The 24,947-nt window shown below is 41.6% G+C and carries 19 protein-coding genes; 12 read left to right on the top strand and 7 right to left on the bottom strand.

Going from position 1 to position 24,947, the window contains the following annotated elements; translation table 11 throughout:
* Positions 1 to 16 precede the first annotated feature (16 nt).
* On the top strand, positions 17 to 1,324 hold the full coding sequence (envZ, locus tag ACXAFE_RS13245) for a two-component system sensor histidine kinase EnvZ (protein WP_010561524.1): 1,308 nt from the start codon (positions 17 to 19) through the stop codon (positions 1,322 to 1,324).
* A 20-nt stretch (positions 1,325 to 1,344) separates the two neighbouring features.
* Here the strand turns inward: envZ and ACXAFE_RS13240 are convergent, their stop codons facing one another.
* On the bottom strand, positions 1,345 to 2,040 hold the full coding sequence (locus ACXAFE_RS13240; RefSeq protein ID WP_475153369.1) for a 2OG-Fe(II) oxygenase: 696 nt from the start codon (positions 2,038 to 2,040) through the stop codon (positions 1,345 to 1,347).
* A gap of 76 nt (positions 2,041 to 2,116) precedes the next feature.
* Here ACXAFE_RS13240 and ACXAFE_RS13235 point away from each other — a divergent pair, with 76 nt between their 5' ends.
* Positions 2,117 to 2,506 carry an acyl-CoA thioesterase gene (locus ACXAFE_RS13235; protein ID WP_237129542.1) on the top strand — a complete coding sequence of 130 codons (390 nt, stop codon included), beginning with the start codon at positions 2,117 to 2,119 and terminating at the stop codon, positions 2,504 to 2,506.
* 1 nt (position 2,507) lies between these two features.
* Here ACXAFE_RS13235 and ACXAFE_RS13230 read toward each other — a convergent pair whose 3' ends face one another.
* Both ACXAFE_RS13230 and uvrA read right to left on the bottom strand, forming a co-directional pair.
* Positions 2,508 to 3,434, bottom strand: a complete 927-nt coding sequence (locus ACXAFE_RS13230; RefSeq protein WP_475153368.1) for a hypothetical protein — start codon at positions 3,432 to 3,434, stop codon at positions 2,508 to 2,510.
* A gap of 28 nt (positions 3,435 to 3,462) precedes the next feature.
* The gene (uvrA, locus tag ACXAFE_RS13225) at positions 3,463 to 6,282 is read right to left on the bottom strand and encodes an excinuclease ABC subunit UvrA (protein WP_475153367.1); all 2,820 of its coding nucleotides are present in this window, start codon (positions 6,280 to 6,282) and stop codon (positions 3,463 to 3,465) included.
* A gap of 330 nt (positions 6,283 to 6,612) precedes the next feature.
* Here uvrA and ACXAFE_RS13220 point away from each other — a divergent pair, with 330 nt between their 5' ends.
* Both ACXAFE_RS13220 and ssb read left to right on the top strand, forming a co-directional pair.
* The gene (locus tag ACXAFE_RS13220; protein ID WP_475153363.1) at positions 6,613 to 8,001 is read left to right on the top strand and encodes an MFS transporter; all 1,389 of its coding nucleotides are present in this window, start codon (positions 6,613 to 6,615) and stop codon (positions 7,999 to 8,001) included.
* Between the two features lie 16 nt (positions 8,002 to 8,017).
* A complete protein-coding gene (ssb, locus tag ACXAFE_RS13215; protein ID WP_100914306.1) occupies positions 8,018 to 8,692 on the top strand; it encodes a single-stranded DNA-binding protein in 675 nt (224 codons plus the stop codon).
* Between the two features lie 53 nt (positions 8,693 to 8,745).
* Here the strand turns inward: ssb and ACXAFE_RS13210 are convergent, their stop codons facing one another.
* On the bottom strand, positions 8,746 to 9,090 hold the full coding sequence (locus ACXAFE_RS13210) for a HopJ type III effector protein (RefSeq protein WP_475153360.1): 345 nt from the start codon (positions 9,088 to 9,090) through the stop codon (positions 8,746 to 8,748).
* 142 nt (positions 9,091 to 9,232) lie between these two features.
* On the opposite strand from ACXAFE_RS13210, the gene ACXAFE_RS13205 reads away from it, so the two are divergent.
* Positions 9,233 to 9,721, top strand: a complete 489-nt coding sequence (locus ACXAFE_RS13205) for a DUF4442 domain-containing protein (protein ID WP_475153358.1) — start codon at positions 9,233 to 9,235, stop codon at positions 9,719 to 9,721.
* Here ACXAFE_RS13205 and ACXAFE_RS13200 read toward each other — a convergent pair.
* Both ACXAFE_RS13200 and ACXAFE_RS13195 read right to left on the bottom strand, forming a co-directional pair.
* Complete coding sequence (locus ACXAFE_RS13200; RefSeq protein ID WP_475153356.1) at positions 9,718 to 11,940, bottom strand: putative bifunctional diguanylate cyclase/phosphodiesterase; 2,223 nt, start codon at positions 11,938 to 11,940, stop codon at positions 9,718 to 9,720. The genes ACXAFE_RS13205 and ACXAFE_RS13200 overlap by 4 nt on opposite strands.
* 257 nt (positions 11,941 to 12,197) lie before the next feature.
* Positions 12,198 to 13,085 carry a DMT family transporter gene (locus tag ACXAFE_RS13195; protein ID WP_475153354.1) on the bottom strand — a complete coding sequence of 296 codons (888 nt, stop codon included), beginning with the start codon at positions 13,083 to 13,085 and terminating at the stop codon, positions 12,198 to 12,200.
* 338 nt (positions 13,086 to 13,423) lie between these two features.
* On the opposite strand from ACXAFE_RS13195, the gene ACXAFE_RS13190 reads away from it, so the two are divergent.
* The 3 genes from ACXAFE_RS13190 to ACXAFE_RS13180 all read left to right on the top strand — a co-directional run bounded on the left by ACXAFE_RS13190 (position 13,424) and on the right by ACXAFE_RS13180 (position 18,098).
* The gene (locus ACXAFE_RS13190) at positions 13,424 to 13,690 is read left to right on the top strand and encodes a hypothetical protein (protein ID WP_336435743.1); all 267 of its coding nucleotides are present in this window, start codon (positions 13,424 to 13,426) and stop codon (positions 13,688 to 13,690) included.
* 67 nt (positions 13,691 to 13,757) lie between these two features.
* Positions 13,758 to 14,987: an efflux RND transporter periplasmic adaptor subunit gene (locus ACXAFE_RS13185; protein WP_475153352.1), complete on the top strand. Its 1,230-nt coding sequence runs from the start codon at positions 13,758 to 13,760 to the stop codon at positions 14,985 to 14,987.
* A 9-nt stretch (positions 14,988 to 14,996) separates the two neighbouring features.
* Complete coding sequence (locus ACXAFE_RS13180; RefSeq protein WP_475153350.1) at positions 14,997 to 18,098, top strand: efflux RND transporter permease subunit; 3,102 nt, start codon at positions 14,997 to 14,999, stop codon at positions 18,096 to 18,098.
* A gap of 59 nt (positions 18,099 to 18,157) precedes the next feature.
* Here the strand turns inward: ACXAFE_RS13180 and ACXAFE_RS13175 are convergent, their stop codons facing one another.
* The gene (locus ACXAFE_RS13175; RefSeq protein ID WP_475153348.1) at positions 18,158 to 20,872 is read right to left on the bottom strand and encodes a choice-of-anchor B family protein; all 2,715 of its coding nucleotides are present in this window, start codon (positions 20,870 to 20,872) and stop codon (positions 18,158 to 18,160) included.
* Positions 20,873 to 20,969: 97 nt separating this feature from the next.
* Between ACXAFE_RS13175 and ACXAFE_RS13170 the strand changes: the two genes are divergently transcribed.
* The 4 genes from ACXAFE_RS13170 (at position 20,970) to ACXAFE_RS13155 (ending at position 24,945) form a co-directional block, all read left to right on the top strand.
* A complete protein-coding gene (locus ACXAFE_RS13170; RefSeq protein ID WP_475153347.1) occupies positions 20,970 to 21,611 on the top strand; it encodes an MbnP family protein in 642 nt (213 codons plus the stop codon).
* Between the two features lies 1 nt (position 21,612).
* Entirely contained in the window at positions 21,613 to 22,722 is a 1,110-nt protein-coding gene (locus tag ACXAFE_RS13165; protein WP_475153345.1) for an MbnH family di-heme enzyme, read from the top strand.
* Between the two features lie 88 nt (positions 22,723 to 22,810).
* Positions 22,811 to 23,857, top strand: coding sequence for a proline racemase family protein (locus ACXAFE_RS13160; protein ID WP_475153342.1), 1,047 nt, complete (start codon positions 22,811 to 22,813; stop codon positions 23,855 to 23,857).
* Entirely contained in the window at positions 23,854 to 24,945 is a 1,092-nt protein-coding gene (locus ACXAFE_RS13155; RefSeq protein ID WP_475153340.1) for a M24 family metallopeptidase, read from the top strand. Before ACXAFE_RS13160 ends, ACXAFE_RS13155 begins: the two co-directional genes overlap by 4 nt.
* The last annotated feature ends 2 nt before the right edge of the window (positions 24,946 to 24,947 follow it).

The raw sequence follows: 24,947 nt of genomic DNA, 5'->3' as shown, positions 1-24,947 counted from the left end.
CAGCTAAGCTAACATTATGCGTATTTTTCCGCGCAGTGCATTTGGTCAAACCGTTTTTTTGGTTGGTGCACTGCTGCTTATCAATCAAATCGTATCTTATATTTCGGTTACGCTTTACGTTGTAAAACCTTCTATCGAGCAAGTTAACTTAATGCTGGCGAAACAAGTTCGCACGGTATTTATTGGTCATCAAGATGGTGTGGAAATGTCGGATGAAGTTGCGGAGCAATTTTATTTGGCTACTGGCGTTGAGATGATGAGCGAACGTGAAGCGATGCGACACGGCTTAGAACAAGCCAGCGAATATCCTTATTTGTCTCGGGTGATGTCTGAATATTTGCAGGGTGAGGCGCGTGTACGCATTAGTCAGACCGATATCCTTGTGTATTGGGTTGAGCCACCACAAGCGCCAGGCTACTGGGTTAAAATTCCGTTAGTCGGTTTTCAAGAGGCGAATGTAAAAGTACTGACTTTCTACCTTGCCTTTATCGGTGTGTTAAGCGTGTTAGGCGGTTGGTTATTTGCAAGTCACTTAAACCGCCCTCTAAAAGCAATGCAAAAAGCAGCTAACAAGGTAGAAGTGGGCGATTATTCGAGCCAACTTCCCGAGCTAGGTTCAATTGAAATGATTGAAGTAACGCGTGCTTTTAACCAAATGTCACGTGGCCTTGCTGCGGTAGAAGAAGATCGAAGACTGTTAATGGCTGGTGTTTCCCATGATTTACGCACGCCATTAACACGTATTCGTCTTGCAACAGAAATGATGTCGGAACATGAAGATTACTTACGAGAAGGCATCATTACCGATATCGAAGATATGAATGCGATTATTGATCAGTTTATTGAGTATCTACGCAATCATAAGCTAAGTGATTTAGCGCCAGACGATATAAATGCACTTGTTTCGGAAGTGGTTGCATCGGAACAAAAGCAAGGCCGAGAAATTAGTTTTAGCGCTAACGAAGCATTGCCTAATATTCCAATCAGCCATGTTGCCATGAAGCGCGTAATTACCAATATGATTGAAAACGCACTGCGCTATAGCGAAGAGGATGTCACCGTTGTGACTCAGTACTCTGCTAATAAAGAGTATGTTGAGATCCTTGTACAAGACAAAGGCCCTGGTATTCCTGAACACGAGTTAGAGCGAGTGTTTCAGCCGTTTACTCAAGGCGATCAGGCGCGCGGTAGTGAGGGCAGTGGCTTAGGGCTTGCAATTATTAAGCGTATTGTCGATATGCATCAAGGAAAAGTAACACTGCGCAATCGTGCTGAAGGCGGTTTAGAAGCAAAGGTTAGCTTGCGAGTTCATTTAACAAACTAACCTTATGGTGCCTAGCTTATTTAGGCACCATAAATTTGTTCTGCTGTATTAAACAGCACCCAAGATGTGACAATGTATTTATCATTGGAAACTGGAATACACCCTCTGTGGGTGTGAGTGAAATACGCCGGTGCAATTACCATAGAGCCTTGCTTTGGTTTAATCTTTTTATTTTGATAATAGAATTCAGTTTCACCACCTTCTTCCACATCATTTAAATAAAACATAAACAGTAAAATACGGTGCAAGCTATCGTTATGGCCTTTTTGCGGATAAACCTCACTGTGCCAGTAGGGGTAACCACCTTGGCCTGCAGTGTATTTTTGCGCTTGAATTTGACCTAAGCGAAAAATTTGCTGCACTAAAATGGGTAACTGAGGGCGACCCACTTCATCGAAATTTTCTACCGTTAAGTCAACCGGCTGTTTGGTTTTTGGGTGATAAACTTTTAAACCAAATGCGCCAATAAGTGCAAAGAAGTGTTCTTCAAAATACTCAAATACTTTTTCGGTGGTGTTTTGCAGAATATGCTGTAGCTCAGTTTGATATTCGATGTGTTGGTTCAAATATAAGTCTTGGCTGTTCTTTTTACTAAGGTCAACGCCGCCACTGGTTTTGCCTTGTGTTAAAAACGGGCTGTTATCAAACTTAGTGAGGAAGTTGTCACAAAACTCCTTACTAAGTACATTGTCGTATACTCGAATAAAATCCTGCATTCTTGACCTTATTATTTTAATTATTAATAAACATAACTATAGTGAGCACATATTTAGTTTATAAAGCTCATTTACTATGTTTAGTGAAACACTTATGCCGCGTTTTAGCGAAACAGATGCGTTAGGACATATCAATAATACAGCGCTACCGGTTTGGTTTGAAGCGGCGCGTACCCCTTTTTTTCGTTTCTTTACACCAGACTTAGATTGCAATAATTGGAAGCTTATTGTTGCCAAAATTGAAGTGGAATTTAAAGGTGAGCTATTTTATGGTCAGGAAATTACCATAAACTCCAGCATTAGCCGTATTGGTAATGCATCGTTTGTAATTTGCCAAGAAGTGTATCAGCACAATGAACTTTGTGCAGTAGGTCACGCCACAATGGTGCGCTATGACTTCGATAAAAAACAATCAGTGCCACTTTGCGACCAAGAGCGACACGATTTAACGCAACACTTAAAATAAATCAATTTGTTTCCATTGGAAATGCGGGGGAAACACATTGTTTAACCGTAAACTGGTAGCCGTAAAGTGTATCGTCAGCTTTGTTGATATGTAAGACCTCATAGTCGTTTAACTCAATGCTACGTGTTCCCTCCGGATGCCCACAGCGAGAATAAATATCAGCTTCAAACTTGTATGCGAATTGTGCAATTAAGCTTTTAACAATACTGCTGTGCCCGGTGAAGTTAATATTAACCACCTTAGAGGCGTCATCTTTGGCATTGTCTTGTTGTTGCTCGATAGGTTTTTCTTGTTCAGTTGGTAATAGAGCCGGTTGTTCCGAGTCTACAGCCGCGAGCGCTTTATTTAATTGCTGTTCGCCATCTAATAAAGCCATTAGTTGAAAGATAACGGCGAAACTTGCGACAAAACGGATGCTATTAGTGAATAAAGGGTGTTCGCTTTTTGAAAATAGACGCACTAATTTAATGCCAAAAGGCTTTAAAACAAGCAACAAGAACAAGTAAAAAGGCATCACTATTTGAAATAACAAAAGTGCAGCCAAACTAATACCAATTACCCAAACAGGTAAAATTAATAGCAGGGCAAAATTGTGTGTATAGTTGAAATAGTTTGCTGAAACACCGGTTACTTCATTAACGACAGCTGCACTTAAAGCTAGCGCAAAATTAGTGATTGCAGCATAAAACAGAAATATAAAGGCTTTGCCCGCTAAACTGTCCCATGCTCTTGCAAAACGAGGCCAAAACTCTAAGGTTAAGCCTATTAATGTGAAAAACGCTGCAACTTGCAGACCGCCAAACGGTAATGCAAGAAGCAAAAGCGCGCCACTATAAAGTTTTTCTGCAGTAGCTAAAGATTGCCATAAGTTGGCGATCTTTAACTGTATTTGTTTAAGCTTTGGCAGGTTTTGACCAATCAGTTCCATTGTGTTGTCACGAATGCTTTTTAGCTATTTATAACATTCCTTTAAGGTAACGACCAGTATGAGATACTGGATGTTGTGCAACTTCTTCAGGCGTGCCTGAAACTAAAATCTCACCACCGCCAGAACCACCTTCAGGGCCTAAATCAACAATCCAGTCGGCAGTTTTAATCACATCGAGATTGTGCTCGATAACCACAATGGTATTGCCGTGATCTCGTAAGCGATGCAATACGACAAGTAATTGTTGAATATCAGCAAAGTGTAAACCTGTCGTCGGTTCATCCAGAATGTATAACGTTTTACCGGTATCGCGTTTAGATAGTTCACGGGCCAATTTAACACGTTGCGCCTCACCGCCAGAAAGCGTTGTTGCTGCTTGGCCTAGACGGATATAACTTAAGCCAACATCCATTAAGGTTTGTAATTTGCGTGCAATAGCTGGAATTTTGTCAAAAAATTCGTGCGCATCTTCCACAGTCATATCAAGCACTTGATGAATATTTTTGCCTTTGTATAGTACTTCTAAGGTTTCACGGTTGTAACGTTTGCCGTGGCACACATCACAAGGTACATACACATCAGGTAAAAAGTGCATTTCTACTTTAATTACACCATCACCTTGACACGCCTCACAGCGCCCGCCTTTTACGTTAAAGCTAAAACGTCCAGGCTTGTAACCACGTGAACGGGCTTCTTGCGTGCCTGAAAATAACTCTCGAATAGCGGTGAAAATACCCGTGTAGGTAGCAGGGTTTGAACGTGGAGTACGTCCGATAGGGCTTTGGTCAATATCGATGACTTTGTCGAATAAATCCATACCGGTAATGGATTTATAGGGTGCAGCTTCGGCAGTTGTTGCACCATTGAGTTCAGTATGAGCCACTTTAAATAAGGTGTCGTTGATTAAGGTCGATTTACCAGAGCCAGAAACGCCCGTAATACAGGTCATTAAACCAAATGGAATTGAGAGGTCGACACTTTTTAAGTTATTACCTGTTGCGCCTTTTAACTCCAGCCATTTATCTTGTGGTTGGTGGCGAGTCGCAGGTATTTCAATTGCTTTAGTGCCCGCTAAATACTGTCCAGTAATTGAGTCCTTACAGTTTACAATGTCGTCACGGGTACCTTCGGCAATAACTTGTCCACCGTGCACCCCAGCGCCTGGGCCAATATCAATAATATGATCCGCAGCACGTATTGCATCTTCATCGTGCTCAACCACAATTACTGTGTTACCTAAATCACGTAAGTGCGTTAATGTGGCGAGTAATCTGTCATTATCTCTTTGGTGCAAACCAATTGAGGGTTCATCTAAAACGTACATAACACCAACAAGGCCAGCACCAATTTGACTGGCAAGGCGAATACGCTGTGCTTCACCACCCGATAACGTATCGGCGCTGCGCTCAAGTGATAAGTAATTAAGCCCAACATTTACTAAAAACGATAAGCGATCACTAATCTCTTTTAAGATTTTCTCGGCGATTTTTGCTTTTTGTCCGCTAAAGCTTAATTCACTGAAAAAATGCTGTGCTTCACCGATACTCATGCGTGTTACGTGAGGTAAATTAGTAGTGCCAATAAACACGTTACGTGCTTCTTCTCGTAAACGTGAACCATGACAGCTAGGGCAGTCTTGATTCGTTTGGTATTTGGCCAGCTCTTCACGCACTGAATTAGATTCTGTTTCTTTGTAGCGGCGTGCCATATTATTTAGCACGCCTTCGAATACGTGATTCCTTACAACAACGTCGCCGCGGTCGTTACGATATTGAAATTCAATTTTAGTACGCCCCGAACCATTTAGTACCACTTTTTGCGCATCGGCTGGTAGTTGTTCAAACGGTGTTTCAACATCAAAGTCGTAGTGATTTGCAACGGCTTGCAGCATTTGGAAATAGTAAAAGCTACGCTTATCCCAACCGCGAATAGCACCGCCAGCAAGGCTAAGCTCTGGGTTTTGTACCACACGGCTTGGATCAAAATACTGGCGTACACCTAAACCATCACAGCTTTGACAGGCACCCGCAGGGTTATTAAATGAGAATAAACGCGGTTCAAGTTCGGTCATGGCATAACCACAACTCGGACAAGCAAAATTCGCCGAGAAAACAATTTCGTCTTTTTCTGGCTCATCCATGTAGGCGATTTGTGCCACGCCATTTGAAAGCTCTAATGCTTGTTCGAATGATTCCGCTAAACGAAGTTGTAGGCCATCTTTAACCTTGATACGGTCGACAACTACTTCAATTGTATGTTTTTTATGGAGTTCTAGCGTTGGCGGATCTGAGAGATCGCATACTTCGCCATCAATTCGCGCGCGAATAAAACCTTGTGCTGCTAAGTTCTCAAGTAACTTGATATGTTCACCCTTACGCTCTTTCACGACGGGGGCAAGCAACATTACTTTTGTGCCTTCTGGTAGATCAAGTACCTGATCGACCATTTGACTAATGGTTTGTGCGGTAAGTGGTAAATCATGACTTGGGCAGCGAGGTTCACCAACACGGGCGAAAAGCAGCCTTAAGTAATCATAAATTTCGGTGATAGTGCCTACGGTAGAGCGTGGGTTATGAGATGTTGATTTCTGTTCTATCGAAATAGCAGGCGATAAACCTTCAATATGGTCTACATCTGGTTTTTCCATTAAGGATAAAAATTGACGCGCATACGCAGAAAGTGACTCAACATAACGGCGCTGACCTTCGGCATATAACGTATCAAATGCAAGCGATGATTTTCCTGAGCCAGATAAACCTGTGATAACAATCAGTTTATCGCGTGGAATAGTTAAGTTGATATTTTTTAAGTTGTGCGTGCGGGCGCCGCGAACCTCGATATGTTCCATTGTTATCCTATAGCATTAGCGAACAGCAATATTGCGCCTAGTATTGCATTATATTGTATAAGTATACAGCCCTAAGTTATACCGATGCCCCAAATGGTTCATCATGTTATAAGGCTAAATTACGTATTTAATAGAGCTTGGTAGGCGCAAATTTTAATGGGTAATAGTTTATTTAAGCAGAAATTACCTGCTTGGATCACCTTAAGTCGCGGAATTAGTTGAGTAGGTGTAGCGATAAACACTTTTAACCAAATACGGGTTAGAATAACCAATAAGGTTTATGGTAAACTTGCCGCCTTAATTTTCTAATCATTATTTGCTAATTCGTTAATGTCAGCTTCTTCATTAAACGCTCTTGAAAAACGCACAGCGGTGTCGCTTGCATGCGTATTTGCATTTCGCATGCTCGGCTTATTTATGCTTATGCCTGTGCTTGCAATCTACGGTACTGAATTAGAAGGGTTTTCGCCTTTATGGATTGGTATTGCGATAGGCGCATATGGCTTAACACAAGCGCTTTTACAAATTCCTATGGGCTGGTTATCAGATAAATTTGGTCGTAAACGGGTGATTGTAGCGGGCTTAATTATGTTTGCTATTGGCTCGGTGATAGCGGCCATGGCTGAATCAATTTACACCGTAACCCTCGGTCGCGCATTACAGGGAATGGGCGCAATTGCCGCCGCTGTATTGGCGCTAGCGGCTGATTTAAGCCGTGATGAGCAACGTCCTAAAGTAATGGCTGTTATTGGTATGTGTATTGGCCTTAGCTTTGCTGCTGCCATGTTGCTAGGTCCAATGATTGCTGCGTCATTTGGTGTGAGTGGTATATTTTGGCTGACGGCATGTTTGGCTGTGTTGGGGATTTTTATTGTGTTAACTGTGGTGCCAACCGCGGTAAACCGTGCACCCAAAGGCGATACATCCGCCTCTTTGAACGATATTAAAAACCTAGTGAAACATCCGCAATTAGTGCGTTTAAACTTAGGTGTGATGTTACTCCACTTAACTTTAACAGCGGTGTTTGTTGCGCTGCCGGCTGAACTTATTAAAGATGGGTTAGCCGCAGAAATGCATTGGAAGCTTTATATTCCGGTTTTATTATTGGCGTTTGTATTTATGGTGCCAATGATGATTATTGCGATTAAAAAACAAAAAGAAAAAATGGCCTTTTTAGTGTCAATAGCACTGATTGTTGCAAGTTTAATGAGCTTAAGTTTGTTTGGTTCAAGCGCACTTATTATTGGCGTGTGCATGCTTATTTATTTTATAGCGTTTAACTTTTTAGAAGCCACAATGCCGGCATTGGTTGCGCGCATTTCTCCTGCAGGCCAAAAGGGATCAGCAATGGGTGCTTTTAGTTCTACCCAGTTTTTAGGCGCCTTTTTAGGCGGTATTATTGGTGGGTATTTCGCGCAAGTAAGCGATGCTCAGACAGTATTTGCCGCAGCAACCTTGGTTGGGGTAATATGGTTTGCTATAGCGTGGGGAATGGAAGTACCACCAAAAAGTAAGCTGATAAGCTTACTCACTGAATTACAAGGGGAGAAAGAAAGTTTTGACCCTGAAAAAGCAGCCGAAAAGTTAGCAAATGACCTTGCTGACTTACCGGGTGTATTAGAAACAACAGTAGTACTTGAAGAAAATCGTACATACTTAAAAGTAAAAGAATCAGAATTCGATTTGCAACAAGCGAAAGCGGTTGCAGGTATAGTTTAATTAAAGGAGACAGACCATGGCTCGTGGTATTAACAAAGTGATCCTAGTTGGTAATTTAGGCCAGGATCCAGAAGTGAGATATATGCCAAACGGTAACGCAGTTGCCAATATCACACTTGCAACGTCTGACAGTTATAAAGATAAAAACACGGGTCAGTTAGTCGATAAAACCGAATGGCACCGTGTGGTGTTTTTTGGCAAGTTAGCTGAAGTGGTTGGTGAATATTGTCGTAAAGGTTCGCAAATTTACGTTGAAGGTAAATTACAAACGCGTAAGTGGCAAGATCAGCAAGGCCAAGAAAAGTATACAACTGAAATTGTGGTTGATGGCTTTACCGGTCAAATGCAAATGCTAGGTGGCCGCGGTGATAACGCGGGTAGCAATTCTGGTGGTGGTTTCCAACAGCAGAATCAACAGCAATCAGGCTTTGCACCACAACAATCACAAGGTTTTAACCAAGGTGGTCAACAGCAACAAGGTGGCTTTAACCAGCAACCTGCGCAGCAGCAATCAGCGCCAGCACAACAGTCTGGCGGTTTTGCACCACAACAAGGTGGTCAGCAACAATCTGGTGGTTTTGCGCCACAGCAGCAATCAGGCGGCTTTGCACCTAAGCAAAATGCACCACAAGGCGGCGCATCAAACCCAATGGAACCACCAATTGATTTTGATGATGATATTCCGTTCTAATCAGTAAGATTAGTTAATAAAAAAGCCAGCATTTTGCTGGTTTTTTTATGCCGTTATTTTACTTCAAGCGCATTTTTAGCGAAGTTCACACCCGCCCAACCTGTTTTTATAAAGTTGCGAATATTTTGGTGATCGTCACCATTTGGGTGTTGTAACACATCAACTCGGTAGTAATCGCCAAAGCAGTTTAGCGTTTGCTCTTCATTTAAGTTGTTGAGCTTTGCAAAGCTGAAAATTTTGCAGCTACCCGCATTTTCACCAGCGTTATTTATTAGCTCGCCATTGGTAAAGTGCTGCGCTGTATAGTTGTACGTTTCCTCAATCACAGCCATTACCTGTTGAAAAGTAACACTTTCAGGGGAAGTCTTTAGTTGTTCAAGTAGCGTTTCTAGGGTCATAATACTTACGTCAAAAAGTTAAAAGCACACTATGCAACTTATTGGATTATCAGTGAAATAGTATTTAGCTATTTGATATTTTGCTGTTTGAGTTTGCTTGCGGTAATCTAGGTGGTCAAACCAGTTAAGTTGAAAAAATAGTATGGCAAATAAATTAAGCAAGCTTGTTAATAAAATCTATAAACTGCCAAAGTCGACCCATGAATTTTTACTGACTAAGTTATTTACCAGTCAGGTTAAATTTGCGGGCACTGCAAAACTACGGGTTTTATCAATTAGTAATGACAAAGTAGTGGTTAAACTTGCAAATAAAAAACGCGTGCAAAACCATATTGGTGGTATTCATGCGGTTGGTGCAGCATTAGCTGCTGAATCAGCGTCGGGCATAGTGTTTGGTATGAATGTGCCTGATAGTCACTTACCGCTACTGAAATCAATGACGCTAGAATACAATAAGCGCATGCAAGGTGATATCACGGCAACAGCGCAGCTATCATCTGAAGTGATCACAGCAATCAGCAGTGATGAAAAAGGGGACTTAATTGTGCCTGTAGTACTGTCTGATGAAAGTGGTGATAGCCCAATACATTGCGAAATGCGTTGGGCTTGGGTGCCGAAAAAGCGTCGTTAACAGCACGCCTTTTGGGTTAGTGTGTTAGCAGCTAAATACGCTTTTAGCGCATCGATTTCTAACGGTTTGGCATACAAATAGCCTTGTTCTATATCTATGCCTAGGGTGCGCACTATTTCATGTTGCGCCGTAACTTCAATGCCTTCTGCTACGGTGACAATATCGTGGCATTTGGCAATGGAAACAATCTGATGTAATAGTGCCGCATCTTGATCTTTTTCATGGATATGAGTGATAAAGCTGCGATCGATTTTTAACTCATGAATTGGGTAGTCTCGCATTTGAGAAAGTGATGAATAACCCGTACCAAAATCATCGAGTGAAATTAAAAAGCCATAACTCATTAGCTTTTCAAACAAGCCCTGCACCGCACCTTTATCTTCAATAAAAATAGATTCGGTTACTTCTAAAATCACGCGATTTGGTGAGATTTGGTAATGCTCGACATGATGCTTAAGAATATCAAATAGCGGTGTGTACATGAGCTGATACGCCGATACATTTATTGATAAACTGATTTCAGTGTATTTCAAATTCTGCGCATAATCGTAAAGCGCTTGTTGAATAACAAACTCTCCGATATTTGCAATTAACCCTGTTTCCTCGGCGATTGGAATAAATTTATCTGGTGCAATTAAGCCTAGCTTTCTATTGTGCCAGCGTAACAGTACTTCAACACCCTTAACTGAGCCGTGAGCAGAGCAAATTTGCGGTTGATAGGTTAAATAAAGCTCTTTATTTTCAATCGCATGCTTTAGTTCAGTTTCAATATCTACACGTTGATGTAATTGTTCCGCCAAGCCTGTATCAAAAAAACAGTAACGATTTTTTAGCTTCTTAGCTTCGAACATGGCTATTTCCGCATAAATTTCAGCAGCTTGTGGATCAATATGTTCATCAGCATGGTAAATGCCGATGCTTGCGGTTATTGAAAGCTGTAAATTATCGAGCATCATTGTTTGCTCAATCGCATTTAAAATATTGCGTGCTAACGAGCTACTTATATTGCGTTCAACTGTTTGTAAAATAACAAAAAACTCATCACCACCAGTGCGCACAGGCAAAGCGTTTGATGGGCAAGATTGCGATATGCGTTCGGCAATCAGTTGCAAGGTTTTGTCGCCAGTGTGGCGACCAAATCGATCATTAATATGTTTAAAGTTGTCTAGATCGATGCACAAAAGGGTGTAGCGACCTTGATTATGACTTTGTTCATTAACTAATGTGTTATCAAAGAAATAGCGGTTCGCCAGTTTGGTGAGTTTGTCGAAGTTGGCTTGTTGATACAGTTTGTTTTTGTAGCCAAGATCAAGTCGGTATAAGTGTCGTGTAACAAAAAAGGTGGCAACAATAGTAAGTAAACCAAATGCGCCAATCCAACTGGCAAAGTTACTTACTTCGTTGTAGATAGTTTTTAACGGCACTCTCACCGCAATAAAAGTATTAAAATGCGTATTGTAGGATATGCCAACTCTTACATTGGCAATACCTTGAGTGCGGTTGCTATAAATAGACACACCATCACTTTGTAAGTACTTATCGACTGTACGGCCAGTGGCTTTTTGAACGCTTTTATTTACGTAGGCAACAAATGCTGGCGGCATAGGCTGGCTGTAGGCATTACTAAGATCACCATGCAGTGACTTTGGTGCTGTGTGGTAAAGGCTCCAATACTGATCTTTAATGCGTGGTTTTTGCGTAACCAATATCTCCATGCCTTTATCTAAAATATTGTAACGCCACGGGTTATATTGTGAGTTTAAATTTATCTCAGCTACCATTAAAAGCGGAGGTTGAGCATTGCTTAACTGCGATAAATAGCTAATCGCCATGCGCAGTGAGCCATCGTTAGCTTCGTAATACGGAATACTAAACAGCAATTTATTACTTTGAATAACCTGCTTAATGCCAAGTTCAGATAAATTTGTTGCAGGTTTAGCAGAGGTTTTTCGGGTTGTATGTAGCGCCGTTAGCTGCTGATTATTGGTAAGTTTGAAGTAACTTACATTCAAATAGCGAGGAAAGTTAGCGAACGTTTCTCGGCTTATTTGTGCCAGCGCTTGCTGGCTGTAAGGTTGCTTTAGTTCCGATAGCAATCTTTCTGCCATAGTAAACACGACTAAATGCTGTTCTAGCTGAGTAACTGAAGAATCCATAATGAATTCTGAGTGTGCTTTTATTTTCTCATCGACTTTGGCCAAATGATTTTGATAATGCATAGCGACAAGCGTTGTTGCTAAAACAAAAATTAGTGCAACAATAATGATAAAGAGGCGGCCAAGAAAAGAGCTGTAAAAATGTTTTATTTCAGAAAAATCGTACATACATTAATGAAAAATGTTCCAATGCCTTGTTAGCAAGTTAAAACTTTTAGGGTTTTATAGTATATCAACAATAGGCTTGAAAGCCCTGTTTTAAATCAATCAAGTAATACAGATAACACTAACTGTAGCGCAATTGTGGCAGTTTTAACCTGCTAGCGTTTGGCTTTTACTAACTTTTGCATTGCCAAACCACACACTATAAAACCTAAACCTATAATCGTGGTGGAATGAATTGCTTCTCCCAACAAGGTGTAGATAAAGATAAGTGATAAAAACGGTGAAATAAAAATTAAGTTACTTACACTCGCTGTGTTTTCAGCTTTTTTCATTGCCATTAACCACAGCACAAACGTAATACCCATTTCAAATAACCCAACATATGCAGCGGCAAGCCACGCTTTACCTGTCGGTATTTGCCAAGCGTTTTGCCAAGTCAGTACTAAGGCAATAAACGGTAAGCCAATAGAAAAACAAATAAATAAGCTAATTACTGGTTTATCAGTATTTTTGGTACTAAAGATCCAATACAGCGCCCAAAGTAGAGTTGATAATAAAGCAAGCCCAACACCCAGCGGGCTTTCAAAATTAAGCTCAGTGAATTGCCCTTTTGTACTAATAATCAGCACACCTAAATAGGCAAAAAGCAATGCGGCAATATCAACTTTTCGCAGGCGTTGCCCGAGCATTGGCACTGCAAGCAAACTCAATGCAATCGCCCAAGTGTAATTGAGTGCCTGCGCTTGTTGCGCGGGTAGTAAATCATAAGCCTTAAATAAAATGAGGTAATATAAAAACGGATTAAGTATGCCTAATTTTAAATACAGTAAAGGTTTAGTTAAAAATGCCGTTTTGACGTGTTTGTAGTCACCGTTCACAAGTAAAAAAACAGCTAAAAACAACCAACTAAATGTCGAGGCATAAAACACCAATTGAAGCGGTGTAAGTTGCATCAATGCGAGTTTGAATGCAGTAGCTACCGTCGACCATAAAAAGACCGCTGATAATGCGTACAGAATTGCATGTTTTTGGTTTTTTACCATTAGCCGTTTATTTTATTGCAAAGGTGAAAATGAGTGTATGTATATTTTATAATATCTAGATGGCTATGTTAGTTAAATATGCTGATCGATATGGTTATTATTATGTTAAAAGCAGTATTTTAATTTCGAGCGCGCTGTTTTGGTATTGATCTTTAGTATCTTGGATCTGCGGATTTGCGTTATAAAACGAAGTTGCAGGAACAACAGGCATCACCTTGGGGCTAGCTAAGTTTTATACAATCACGTATACTTTTTGCGTTATGCGAATTTTATATTTAATGCTAATTTTCAGTGTTTTTCTAAATCCACTTGCAACAAACAGTATGCAAGGGGACGAAATGTCGTGCGCTGAAATGCATCAAGTAGAAAAAAGCATGGAAAGTTCAAATCACAGTTGTTGTGATGATAGTCAGATGCAGCAAGAAATGGTAAAGCATGATTGCGAAACCTGTAATGATTGCAGCGCGAAATGTCATACGTCGTGTTGTGTTTTTTCGGCATTTGCTTTTTCTGAGCCAATAGCAAAAGAGCTCGCTTATCTTACTATTGGGCTTTCAAACTACCCAACACCACTGCAAGTTAGCATTATACCGCCAATAGCTTAATTCAATTTTTTAAGCCGTATTTGTACCGTCAAATACACCTTATTTATTTGAATTGAGAACCCAATCTATGAAAAATTTATTAGTTATTTGCTTAGTGCTTTTTGCAAGCCTGAGTTTTGCCAACGTGTCATCGCCGAATTTGGTAAATGAATTGACACAGTCACCCGCTAAAAGCACCAAGTTTGTCTGTCCGATGCACAGCCATATCGTTAAAGATCACCCAGGTAAATGCCCTATTTGTGGCATGGACTTAGTGGAACTTTCTGCGCCTGAAAGTAGTGAAGAAGTGGCTATTTCAGTGTCAGGTCATACTCAGCAGAGCATGGCGTTAACTAAAGCCGCAGTTGAGCGCTCTACTTTATGGCGTTTTATTGAGACTTTTGGCAAGGTTGAGTATGACGAAAATGGCCTAACTCATATTCACCCAAGAGCAACGGGCTGGGTTGAGAACCTACAAGTAAAAACTTTAGGTGCACGCGTTAAAAAGGGTGAGTTACTTTATGAAATTTATGCACCTGAATTAATTGTTGCTCAAGACGATTATTTATCTCTGCTTAAAACAAATCCAACGAATAAAGGCCTAAAAGAACGTAGTCGCACACGTTTACGTTTATTAGGTATGTCTGAAAAACTAATCGACCAAGTTGAGAAAACTAAAGAGTCACTGTTTCGCGTGCCTTACTATGCGCCCCATGACGCGATAGTGTCTGAACTCGGCATTCGTGAAGGTATGTATGTGCAGCCAACCGTAAAGCTAATGACCTTGGCGGATCTTTCCGAGGTGTGGGTGTTAGCCGATGTGTTTGAGCATCAAATTGATTGGGTGGAAAATGGTAAGTGGGTTGAGTTTGACCTACCAGCGATTGGTGTGTACGCCATTGAAGGTAAGATTGAATATATCTATCCAGCGCTTGATCCTAAAACCCGTACATTAAAGGTTAGGTTGTCTTTAAATAATGAAAGCGGTTCATTTAAGCCAGATATGCTAGCGAATGTACGTATTTATGGTGGCCCCAAAGAAGATGTACTTAATATTCCCGTTGAAGCGCTTATTCGCACCGGTAAACAAAATCGCGTCGTTGTAGAGCAACACGATGGCACGTTTGTCTCTCGCGAAGTGATGGTGGGTATGGTTACCCAAGGCCGTGCTGAAATTATGCAAGGGCTAGCACAAGGTGAACAGGTGGTAACTTCTGGCCAATTCTTAATAGATAGCGAATCGAATATTCGCTCGGCTATTTTGAAAATGAGCCAAGATGGCAAACCAGCTAAAGCAATGCAGTCGCATCAACACTAGGAGGCGATTATGTTGCAGTGGATTATTCAAACCAGTTTAAAGTACAAAGTATTGGTGCTGTTATTAGCTGCCATGCTAGCGATTCTTGGTGTTTATTCAGTAAAACAAACACCGCTTGATGCCATTCCTGATTTATCGGATGTGCAGGTTATTGTTAAAACCAGCTTTCCGGGGCAAGCACCTGAAGTAGTTGAAGAGCAAGTAACTTATCCGTTATCAACCAGTTTAATGGCGGTACCAAAAGCAAAAACGGTGCGAGGTTTTAGCTTTTTTGGTGACTCTTACGTTTACATTATTTTTGAAGATGATACCGACTTGTATTGGGCGCGCTCGCGCGTGTTGGAATACCTAAACCAAGTTACCGCTAATTTGCCAAGTGATGCTAAGCCAACCTTAGGGCCAGATGCGTCAGGGGTCGGTTGGGTTTATCAATACGCTTTAATAGATAAAAGCGGCACACAAAACTTAGCCCAGTTACGTACTTTGCAAGATTGGTTTTTAAAGTATGAATTGCAGTCAGTGGCTGGAGTGAGTGAAATAGCTACCGTTGGTGGCATGGTGCAAAGTTATCAAGTGGTTGTGGAACCGCTTAGATTAATGCAGTACGGCGTAACACTCACACAAGTAAAGTTAGCAATCGAAAATGCCAATAGTGAGGTGGGCGGTTCGGTGCTTGAAATGGCAGAAGCCGAATACATGGTGCGCAGTCGCGGTTTTTTAACCGATTTAACTGCGTTTAAAGCCATTCCCTTAGGCATAATAAATGATGACGGTAGCCCGTTATTGCTAGAACATGTTGCGACTATTCGTTTGGGCCCGCAAATGCGCCGAGGCATTGCCGAATTAAACGGTGAAGGTGAAGTGGTTGGTGGCATCGTGGTGATGCGCGATGGCGAAAATGCACTAACAACCATTGCCAATGTGAAAGCTAAAATTGCGCAAATTACACCGAGCCTACCTGAAGGGGTTGAGATTGTAACGGTTTACGACCGTTCAAACTTAATTGAACGCTCGGTTGAAAACTTGCAGTCAAAACTCATTGAAGAAATGATTGTTGTTGCCTTGGTGTGCTTAGTATTTTTAATGCATGCACGCTCAACATTGGTGGCTGTGATTTGTTTACCGTTAGCGGTATTAGCGGGCTTTATTTTAATGCGCTTAATGGGCATTAATGCCAATATTATGAGCTTGGGTGGTATTGCGATTGCGATTGGTGCGTTAGTTGATGCAGCCATTGTTATGGTGGAAAACTGCCACAAACACCTTGAGCAGTATCGCGCTGAAACGGGCGAAAACGCTAAGGGAAAAGCGCGTTGGCAATTAGTAAGTAAAGCGGCTGTGGAAGTAGGGCCTGCGCTTTTCTTCTCGCTAATTTTAATTACGGTGAGCTTTATGCCGGTGTTTGCCCTTGAAGCACAAGAAGGGAAATTATTTAGTCCGCTTGCCTATACCAAAACTTTTGTAATGGCGGCTGCCGCACTGTTAAGCGTGACGTTAGTGCCTGTGTTAATGGGGTATTTGGTGCGCGGTAATATTCCAAATGAACAAAATAACTATCTAACCCGTGCGTTAGTAGCAATCTATCGCCCGATTTTAGACCTTTGCTTAAAAGTACCTAAATTTACGCTGTTGGTTGCTATTGTGATTGCGGCATCAAGTTATTACCCGCTTTCTAAATTAGGCAGTGAGTTTATGCCTGAGTTGGAAGAAGGGGATTTACTCTATATGCCAACCACGCTGCCGGGAGTTTCCATTGCGGAAGCGGGTGAAATACTACAACAAACCGACCGCTTAATTAAAACTCAGCCCGAGGTACTTAGCGTATTTGGTAAAGTAGGCCGTGCGGAAACCGCAACCGATCCTGCGCCGCTCACCATGCTTGAAACCACCATTCAGTTAAAAGCAAAAAGCGAGTGGCGCGAAGGAGTCACCCTTGAAACCATTATTGCTGAGTTGCAAGCAAGTGTGAATTTTCCGGGACTTGCCAATGCGTGGGTGCAGCCAATTAAAACCCGTATTGATATGCTATCAACAGGTGTTAAAACTCCAGTTGGTATTCAAATCTCGGGCGATGATTTAGCGCAAATTGAGCAAATAGGCCGTGATGTGGAACGCATTTTAGCGAATGTACCGGGTACGCTATCGGCGTATGCCGAACGTGCGCAGTCAGGGCGATATATTGATATATCACCAAGGCGCAAAGATGCTGCCAAATATGGTTTAAATATTGCTGATATTCAAAACCTTGTAAAACATGCGTTGGGTGGCGCTAATATTGGCCAGTCGGTGCAGGGCAAAGAGCGCTTTCCAATTAATTTGCGCTACCCACGCCGTTATCGTGACCAAATTGAAGAGCTAAAAACCTTACCGTTCTTATCGCCAACGGGCGCGTGGGTCACGCTAGAACAGGTTGCTGATATTGAGATTAAAGATGGCCCAGCGATGGTTAAAAGCGAAAATGGGCGCTTTATTGCGTGGACTTTTGTCGATTTAGCACCAGATACGGTTATTGGTGATTATATTGCGGCTGCTAAAGTGGCATTGGATAGTGAGTTGGTGCTGCCTGCCAAGCACAGTATTCGTTTTTCTGGCCAGTACGAATATATGGAAAGAGTTACCAGTAAATTGGAATTGCTGATCCCAATCACATTGGCGATTATTTTTATCATTCTCTACCTTGCATTCAATTCATCATTGCAGGCAACGTTAGTGATGTTAACACTGCCAGTGGCACTGGCGGGCTCATTGTGGTTTGTTTACTTGCTGGATTATCAATTATCCGTTGCGGTTGCGGTAGGTATGATTGCGCTTGCGGGTGTTGCGGCTGAATTCGGTGTCGTGATGCTGATTTACCTCAATCAGGCGTTAAAGCAACATAAGGATATTTTAACTGCTGTTAAACAGGGGTCGGTACAGCGCGTTCGCCCTAAAGCGATGACGGTACTGACTATCGTAATTGGTTTAACACCGATAATGTTAGGAAGTGGCACGGGCAGTGAGGTGATGCAAAAAATTGCAGCACCTATGCTTGGCGGTATGGTGATAAGTCCACTGGTTAGCATGTTGGTATTACCTTGTGCTTATTACTTGTTGTATCGCAATAAACAATAAACGCACCCCAACATAAAGCAAAAAAGCGCCGTTTGGCGCTTTTTTACTTTTGCTGTTTCTTATCTTCTACGAATCGCCAGAAGCGACATCAGTAGTAATAAGTAAATAGGAAAACTACCGCTCGATGAACCTGATTTTTCAGGCTCTGGTGGAGCAACAGGTGCAACAACGGTAATGGTTAACTCATCACTGTTGCTGGCGCCATGTTCATCGGTAGCAGTAAATGAAATGACGGCAGTTCCAGCGTCGCTAGTGGCAGAAATGCTAGGCGTTAAGCTGTCTTCATTGGCGATATTAATTGCAACACCAGATACTCGTTGCCACTGATAAGTCAGTTGTTCAGTGCGATCGTCCGTTGCTGTAGCTGCGTTTAGCACTGTGGTTGAGTTCGTCGCAATTTCAATATCGTTGCCAGCATACACTTCTGGGGCACTATTGCTGTCATCATCTGAAATGGTAATTTCAATCTGCTGATTGCTTAATAAGCTGTCATCATTATTGGTGAGTTTGATAAGAAAGCGTTCACTCTCTTCAATCGCTTGATCGTCCGTAATGCTAAAGCTGATAGCTTTATTCGCGGTATCACCGTCGCTCCAAGTTACCGTGCCGTTTTCAAATGAAATATCGTCATTGCTTGCTGTTAGGTATTCAATTTGGTAGTCAAAGGTAATTTGACCACGGCTGCCACCCATTCTGCTTAATTCAATATTTACGTCACCTGTTTTTTCAGAAAAAGTGCGGCTAGATTGAACAAAGCCTACTTTACCTTGGCTCGCGAGGCCATTAATGGTGACTTTCATAATGCGATTGTCACCGATTTCAAGGTTGCTTGATGCGTTATGCAAGCGAATATAAAAGTCTTTTAGTGATGTTTCACCGTTATCAGTAAGCGCCATACCAATTACTTTAGGTGTTGTATCGTTGGCTGCCCAAGTTAATGTTTGAGAGCTATTTCGTAGGTTCATATCACTATTAAGTAATGCGCTACCATTGATGATTTCAAATTCAACACTAGCTTCATCGTTAACTGCGGATGGCTTAGTGACGACAAGGCGCAGTTCATCACTGCGCTCAGCAATTAATTCGGTGCTTTCAAACGCTACATTAACGTTATTATCACGAGTGTTATCTTTTAATACGTACAAGCCGCTATTAATGTCGCTGATTAAAATATTGCCAGACGGTAAATAAGGATAAGCGCCCCAAGCACCATTAAATGATGGATTATCTGATGTTGGGAATGTATCAAAATAACCGACTTCTTGCGGATTGATTGGGTCACTAATATCTAAAATAGTTAAACCTCGTTCGTAATTAGACATGTAATAACGGTTGCCTTTAACAAAGCCGTTGTGGTCGATGGTGCGGTTATTACCGGTCCATTTACCAACAATCGTTGGTTGTGTTAAATCGGCTAAATCAAGAATACGAACTGTGGTATTTAAACCGCCTTTATTCTCATCAAACTCATCATGCACATACACGTAGCGTTTGTTTTCGTGCCACCAACCTGAATGAACATACTGGCTGCTACTATCGACATCATCATAGCCTACTTGTCCTAAACGTTCGGTATTGGCTGACTGTGTTGCATCCCAAATGCGAATTTCATTTTCATTAAAATCGATAAATACATCGCATACACCGCCGTTGGAATTAACGCAATCTCGTGTCGCTCGGGTGTCGTTTATCGACATGCTGGTGGCGTCATGAGTGTAGTTAGCCCGTGATGTTGAGCCAATATCAAAGCGTTTGCTGGGATTGTTGGGCGTTGTTAAGTCATAGGTAGTAAACGAGCCGCCATATTTATTTGACCCAACAATTTGCATTTTTGCAGATTGCCCATTGAGTGGCAGATTTAAACTGTAATCAACATTACTGATATACACATTGTGCGCGCTATTCACTGTGAAGTTAGTACCAGAAAGCGATACCGATGTGGGTAAGTTATTTAGGTTAATAATCTGCACGCCAGTGTTTGCTTCAGCTGTTACATAGGCGTACGCTTGATAGGCTTTTAATGATTGGTCGTAATATTGCAGCACTTTAATATCGCGCCATGTGGTATTTGCGCCAGCGACACGACCAACTAATGTTGGGTTTGTTGGATCGGCCAAACTGTATACGCGAATACCATCAGAGAACCCCATAATGGCGTATTCAATGCCGTTATTTAAGTCAACATGTCCCCAAATATCATTACCTGAGGTGTTTGCTGGTAATGGTACGTGGGCAACTAAATCTACATTGTTACAGGAATACGAACCAGCACGGCCATTTTCACATGCTGTGCTACTTTGCTGCTCAAAAAGCGCTTGATGACGCGCTAATTTTTGTTTTAGCTGTTTTGAAATCGTTAAGCTTTTAGTATCTGCTATCACGTTAAAACCAGCTTTTTGCAGCATGTCATGCAAGGCTATTGGTGCACCAACGATTTGTGTTTTGTTGCGATTAGGATTTTGTACTTGAAAGTGGTCAAAGCGGTTAAAACCGCCTAAAACAGGTACTAATTCGCTTTGTAAATAAAATAGCTCAGATTCATTTTTTAACTCGTATTGACCACTAGCGACCAATACTTTGTCACCTTTACTTGCTTGCGATACTGCGTAGGCGATGGATTTACATGGCCTGACGGGGTTGTTGCAGTCGCCTTTATCAATTCCGTTTTCGGTTACATAGCGGGCCTTATCATGTTCTGTATGTGCGATCGCGTTCAGGCTAGTAATGCTACTTGCCAAAGCAAGTGTTAGCAGTGTAAGTTTCTGAGTCATCATAACTTTGTTAGGATCCTGTTCCTGTATTAATTACAGTGTAACTAATCAATCAAGAGAGTAAACCACCTTGCTGCGGTCATTTTGTATACTTTTGTTAATGAGCTTTTTGTTTGCATGCAAAGAGCCATCGACCACTAAAATTGAATTTGTTGTAAAACAACATGGCGTTCAACAAACATGTGATGAGCGGCAAACACTCATGTGGTTTGTCTCAGAATTTGCATCAAAGACGGCAATCTCAATTAAGCCTAGTCATTTTTCATCAAACAGCGTTGCCTTAATTGGCGCAAGTTGTGAGAAAAGCAGTTGGCAAATAGAGCTTATGGCTAATGGTTTAGATGGAAAAAAGTTATCATTTACGATGGCGGTTCCGTTTAATGAAAATCACCTTAATCCACTTACTGCGGTATCACCACTTAACATCAGTGAAATGTTTTGGAGTTGGCAGCTGGGCCATAAATTTTTCCGCTTTGATGGCGACAATGACTTTGCTTTCCATTTAGGCAGTACCGGCTGTAAAAGCGCATCGCGATTACGCGCGCCAGCTGCACCGTGCACTTACCCAAACCGTTATCAGTTTGAGCTAGCTCAATTCGATGCGCAAAAACCAATTATTTTAGATTTGGATCGTTTACTTTCTGAGGTGGATCGTTCTCGCTCTTGTATGAGTGAGCAAGCCAATCCAACGTGTCAGCAACTATTTGCTAACTTAACAAGTAAGATATTTTATCAGGAATAATATGCGTCGTTCTTTACTGTTGTTGGCACTATTACTTGTTGGGTGTGGCGAGCCAAGTAAGCCCTATAAATGGCAATTACCTGAGGGTTTCCCAGAACCGCAAGTACCTTCAACGAATCCCATGAGTGATGCTAAAGTTGAACTTGGTCGTCACTTATTTTATGACAAAAACTTGTCAGCAAATGGACTGCAAAGCTGTGCGTCATGCCATCAGCAAGATAGGGCATTTGCCGAAATGATCCCAACTTCGATTGGTTCAACAGGTGAGCTACATCATCGCAATGCGCAGGCACTAGTAAATGTTGCTTACAATAAAACATTGACCTGGGCTCACTCTGAAATGACGGAATTAGAACAGCAAGTTTTGCTCCCGTTATTTGGTGAAACACCACTCGAAATGGGGGTGACAGGGCACGAAGAAGAAGTGTTAGCACGTTTTAATACGCCAGAGTACAACGCATTATTTGAGCGCGCTTTTAGTAATGAGGATGCGAGTTTCGATCATATAGTTAAAGCGCTCGCCAGTTTTACCCGTAGTTTGATTTCGTTTCAAAGCCGTTTTGATCAATATGCTTACGCTATGCAGGATGATGCACTGACAGCAAGCGAAATACGCGGCATGGATTTGTTTTTTTCAGAGCGTTTAGAGTGCCACCATTGCCATGGTGGTTTTAACTTTACGCAATCAACTACCCATAAAAAGCAGCAGTTAGACCGTCACCCATTTCATAATACAGGCCTTTATAATATTGATGGAAAAGGGGCTTTTCCGCTAAGTGATCAAGGCTTGTTTGCGATTACAGAAACGCCACAGGATATGGGAAAGTTTAGAGCGCCAACATTGCGTAATATCGCCTTAACAGCCCCTTATATGCACGATGGTAGTATACAAACGTTAGAGCAAGTAATTGATTTCTATGCCGATGCAGGACGTAATATTACAACTGGCAAGCATCGCGGTGATGGCCGTGAAAATCCATATAAAAGTGCATTTATTAAAGGTTTTCAGTTAACTGAACAAGAAAAACAAGACTTAGTGGCATTTCTACATACTTTAACTGACGAAAACTTTATTAAAAACAAAGCATTTAGTAACCCTTTCAAGCAATAACCGCACACTCCAGCGGGCTTTATATTGATTTTAATATTTTCAAAGGTATATTGTATGCAAATGTTGATTTCGATATAGAAAGCTAAGTATGAACACAAATGCGTTTGCTAATTGGCAACCAAGCAAAGTAATGCAGCAAATTACCACACTAGAAATGCACACAGGTGGTGAACCGTTACGCATTATTACATCGGGGTTCCCTACTTTAAAAGGCGATACCATTTTAGCAAAACGTCAGGATTGTTTAGCTAATCATGATGATTTACGAAAAGGCTTGATGTTTGAACCTCGCGGTCATGCAGATATGTATGGCGCATTGATTGTGGAACCCGAGCGCGATACCAGTGACTTAGGAGTGTTGTTTTTACATAACGAAGGCTACAGCACCATGTGTGGTCATGCCATTATTGCGCTATCTAAAGCAGCAATCGAGTCGGGTGTTGTCTGTAAACAAGAGGGCGTTAATCAGATTAACTTTGATGTGCCTTGTGGCCAAATTCGCTCATCAGTAACGGTTAATAATGGTGAAATCAGCGATATTCGCTTTTTAAATGTGCCTTCATTCTTAGCGCTACAAGCACAGCAAGTAGAAGTCGAAGGTCTAGGGACGGTGACTTTTGACTTAGCCTATGGCGGCGCGTTTTATGCCTATGTGGATGCGGATACAATCGGTTTGTCACTAAAACAAGATAACAGCAATCAAATTATTGATTGGGGTAAGCGTATTAAAAAAGCGGTGATTGCCAACACCGGCATTAACCACCCTTTTGAAGCTGATTTAAGCTTTTTGTACGGCACTATTTTTGTTTCGCATACCCAAATGGAACATCCAGATTCGCATAGCCGCAATGTGTGTATTTTTGCTGAAGGTGAGTTAGATCGCAGCCCAACAGGGTCGGGTGTAGCTGGGCGAGCAGCAATTCACTTTGCTAAAAACGAAATTGAAGCACAACAAGAGGTTGTGATTGAAAGTATTTTAGGCTCACAGTTCAGCGTTAAGGTAGTTGATACACTAGAATATGGTGATTACATGGCGGTGATCCCAGAAGTGAGTGGGAACGCCAATGTGGTGGGTAAAAACACTTTTTATTTTGATCAGAACGATGCATTAAACACAGGATTTATTTTCCGATGAATACCCCATTTTTATCACGCCAAGCGACGTTTCGCAGTTTATTAACGAGTTCACAACTCAATAGCGCATTGATTTTTGGTTACGAGAATATTCGCTATTTATCTGGTTTTAGCGGCCATGCCGCGTATTTAGTGATTAATCAAAAGAGTGGTTATTTAGTCACTGATTACCGTTACGCAGAGCAAGCTACAAACGAAAGCCAAGGCTTTGAAGTAATTTGTCGCGACCGTGATAACGAAACGTTAGGTCATTGCTTTAATCGCCTTATCGATCAAGGTGCTAAGCTCGGTTTTGAAGCTGATCACATTAATGTTGGGGCTTGGCAAGCGATAAATGCAGAGTTGTCAGTTGCACAATTAACACCAATACAAGGCGTTGTTGAGCGTATGCGCTCAGTAAAAGATGATTGGGAAGTGAAGCAAATTGAGCTTGCAGCAGCGATTGCCGACCAAGCACTTAACGAAACCTTGCCTTACTTTAAAACCGGAGCCAGTGAGCGCGATATTGCACTTGAGCTTGAATATCGCATGCAAAAGCTTGGCTCAAACGGTATGAGCTTTGACACAATTTTGTTGTTTGGCGAACGCACATCTTTGCCACATGGTATGCCAGGGGAGAGCAAACTCGCAGTTGGTGATTTTATTACCCTTGATTTTGGCGCAGTGATTAATGGTTATCGCTCTGATATGACGCGCAGCTATATTTATGGCGAAGCCAGTGAAAAACAACAATTGGTTTATCAAACCGTCGCTAATGCACAGGCTGCAGCTATGGCTGAAGTAGTTTCAGGTGTCGCTGCAACTAATGCATTAAAAGCGAGTCATCGAGTAATTGAAAATGCGGGATTTGCGGATTTTGCAGGCGAAGGATTAGGCCATGGCGTAGGGTTATTTTTACATGAATTTCCAATTATAAAACCTAACTGTGATTACCAACTTGAAGCCGGCAATGTCATTACAATTGAACCGGGAATTTATATTCCAAATTTTGGTGGTGTGCGTTTAGAGGATGATATTTTGGTTTCTGAAAATGGTTACAAGTTACTAACTCATGCTCCTAAACAAATGATTTTACCTGAAAGAGGTTAAGT

Source organism: Pseudoalteromonas sp. ABV4_021 (genome assembly GCF_056159365.1).
The sequence above is the reverse complement of the archived record's forward strand: the minus strand, read 5'-3'. Positions and strand labels throughout refer to the sequence as shown.